The following is a 2,681-nucleotide window of genomic DNA, read 5'->3' as shown; positions in this document are numbered from 1 at the left end:
CTAGAAGTAAGTAGATATCTTCTGAAGTTGAGCGATCGCCTCTTGTCTCCCTTCGATTTTTTACCAGTTTTCGGAGCAGATGAAAATTTCACTCTTATATATAAATAGTCGAAAATTTGTTAGATAATTTGACCAAATGTCTGATCTGCCTAGAAGTAAGTAGATATCTTCTGAAGTTGAGCGATCGCCTCTTGTCTCCCTTCGATTTTTTACCAGTTTTCGGAGCAGATGAAAATTTCACTCTTATATATAAATAGTCGAAAATTTGTTAGATAATTTGACCAAATGTCTGATCTGTCTAGAAGTAAGTAGATATCTTCTGAAGTTGAGCGATCGCCTCTTGTCTCCCTTCGATTTTTTACCAGTTTTCGGAGCAGATGAAAATTTCACTCTTATATATAAATAGTCGAAAATTTGTTAGATAATTTGACCAAATGTCTGATCTGTCTAGAAGTAAGTAGATATCTTCTGAAGTTGAGCGATCGCCTCTTAACTCCCTTCGATTTTTTAACAGTTTTCGGAGCAGATGAAAATTTCACTCTTATATATAGATAGTCGCAAATTTGTCAGATAATTTTTCCAGATGTCTGGTCTATCTAGAGGTAAAGTAGATATTTTCTGAAATTGTCATCCTGTGAAGCTTGAGTCAAGATATATGCTTGTTTTTCCCTCATCAAATCTTTCCATCTATCCCTCCTCAGTGGAAAAGCATCAATAATTTCATTTTCTTAAGCTCAAAAAAAATCGCGCGTCAAAGGATTTTCGGTTGCATCTCCACAAAAATTTTGATATAGTAGGAACTGGTTGGAGTCGTTCGCCCCTATACATGACTTTTTATTCAACTAAATTTATTGGCTAAATATTATAGTTACTTCAGTAAATTACTTTCTAGCTTCTCTAAATTATTCCATCTCTGAAAATATTAAAAAGCTCTTCGAAAGGAGACAAATTTTTATAGGTAAGCCAAGAGTAATATCTGTCAACCTTCCTCTCTGTCTATCCCTACATAAATTTCTCTAATTTTTTGCTAATTAATTTCCTTTTCAATCTAGATTTTTAGCAGGCATCAAAAATGCAGTTATCAAAGCAATAGTACCCCCCAATAAACCCCAACCTAGCCAAATATTAAAATTTCTACCTCTACTTTTTGCCACAAAAGCAGCAGCAGTACCAATAAGACAATGCAAAATCATTAATATCCAGAATAATTGCCAGTTAATTTCATTCATAATTGTCTTTCAAGTATTAGTTATTTGAGAATAAGGTCCTCAAAATTTTTCACCATCAAAATGAATTATATGGTCTGGTGCATCAGCAATCCAAACTTCTGTTTCCCAAGCAATATCAGCAGCAAACTTGCGAAAAGTATTATTGTCTAGAAAAGCTGTGACAAAAATTATGTCAGCCTGACATTTTTCTGTCAATTTTTTCAATTCTAATAAACGTACATTAGAAATTACGCCCGAACTATGAACAGCTTCTATCAAATAAAGCCAATTTTTCTGTTCTGAATAAGCTACTATGTCGGGTAATTCTCCATTAGATAATTCAAAAAAGTTTAGTTCTTTCAGCTTGTTTTTTTCTAAATGTAAAAACTTCTTAGCTGTATCGCCGACATATAAAATTTCTGCACCATAACCATATCTAGGTAAAAAACTTTCAATAATTGCTTTCTGTAATTCATTATGTTTACCAGGGCTAAAATTTAAGACTTTACCAGAAGGAAAGTTAACAGGAATTAAACTTATTTCTCGTTGACTAGAAAGTTGTTGCTCTAAAGTGACTCTATCTACTAAAAAAACCTCTACTTCTTCTTCCCAATTATTTGAGCCAAAATTTTTAATTATATTGGCAATATCGGGATTTAAAGCAAAAGACCTTGTACCATCATTTCTAGCTGAATTTGGATTAGCAGCACTAGGAATAATAATTCCTGCAAGAACAATTAATTTTAAATCTTTCCGGCGAATATCGTCATAAGAACTTTCAGATATTTGTTCATTAAAATAATTATTCCAGTACCTAATAATTTCCCTAGTTCTTAAAGCATGAGAATTATCAATTTTTCCCCATCCATTAGTTTTCTTAACGTTGGCTACAGCTAAAACAGCCATTGCCATTCTTTCCAATCGTCTTTGAGTCATCCCCTCAAGAGGTACACCAAACTTACTAATAATATATAACGCTTCATTGATTAACTTTTTAAATTGTTTAGACTTATCTGACTTAGTAAGATATTGTTCAACAATTAATAATTAATAATTAATAATTACCTCTTCTTTTCAAGGATAGGATTGACTAATAATGAAAAATTTTCTTTCTTATCCCCTTAAAATGGGAGGCTTTAAACCACAATATTTCGGTAAATTTGAGGAATTTTTATCTCTTAAAAAGGTAATGATAATTGTACAGGAATAATTTTTTGTGAAATTTCCTCTGGTGAGCATCTTTTCCCAGATTCTAAATAACATCCTAATACTCCCCGCAAAATGAAAAGCAAATAAAGGAAGAACTGCATTTCCAATCTGATTAAAACAATTAGTTTCTTTTCCTACAAATTAAAACCAATCAGGAAAACTTTGTAATCTTGCTGCCTCCCTTAACAACAAACGTCTTCTTCTCCCATCCGGCAATTTTATCCGGTGCATATCGCCAGTAGGAGCCGAAATATTTCGACAAGT

At 32.5% G+C, this 2,681-nt stretch carries 2 protein-coding genes; both read right to left on the bottom strand.

The window, feature by feature from the left end:
* Positions 1–1,043: 1,043 nt before the first annotated feature.
* Positions 1,044–1,229 carry a hypothetical protein gene (locus tag AC3DU7_RS30600; RefSeq protein WP_488043001.1) on the bottom strand — a complete coding sequence of 62 codons (186 nt, stop codon included), beginning with the start codon at positions 1,227–1,229 and terminating at the stop codon, positions 1,044–1,046.
* A 39-nt stretch (positions 1,230–1,268) separates the two neighbouring features.
* On the bottom strand, positions 1,269–2,195 hold the full coding sequence (locus tag AC3DU7_RS30595) for a BsuBI/PstI family type II restriction endonuclease (protein WP_488043002.1): 927 nt from the start codon (positions 2,193–2,195) through the stop codon (positions 1,269–1,271).
* Between the last annotated feature and the right edge of the window lie 486 nt (positions 2,196–2,681).

It is taken from the genome of Okeania sp. (assembly GCF_983059655.1).
The sequence above is the reverse complement of the archived record's forward strand: the minus strand, read 5'-3'. Positions and strand labels throughout refer to the sequence as shown.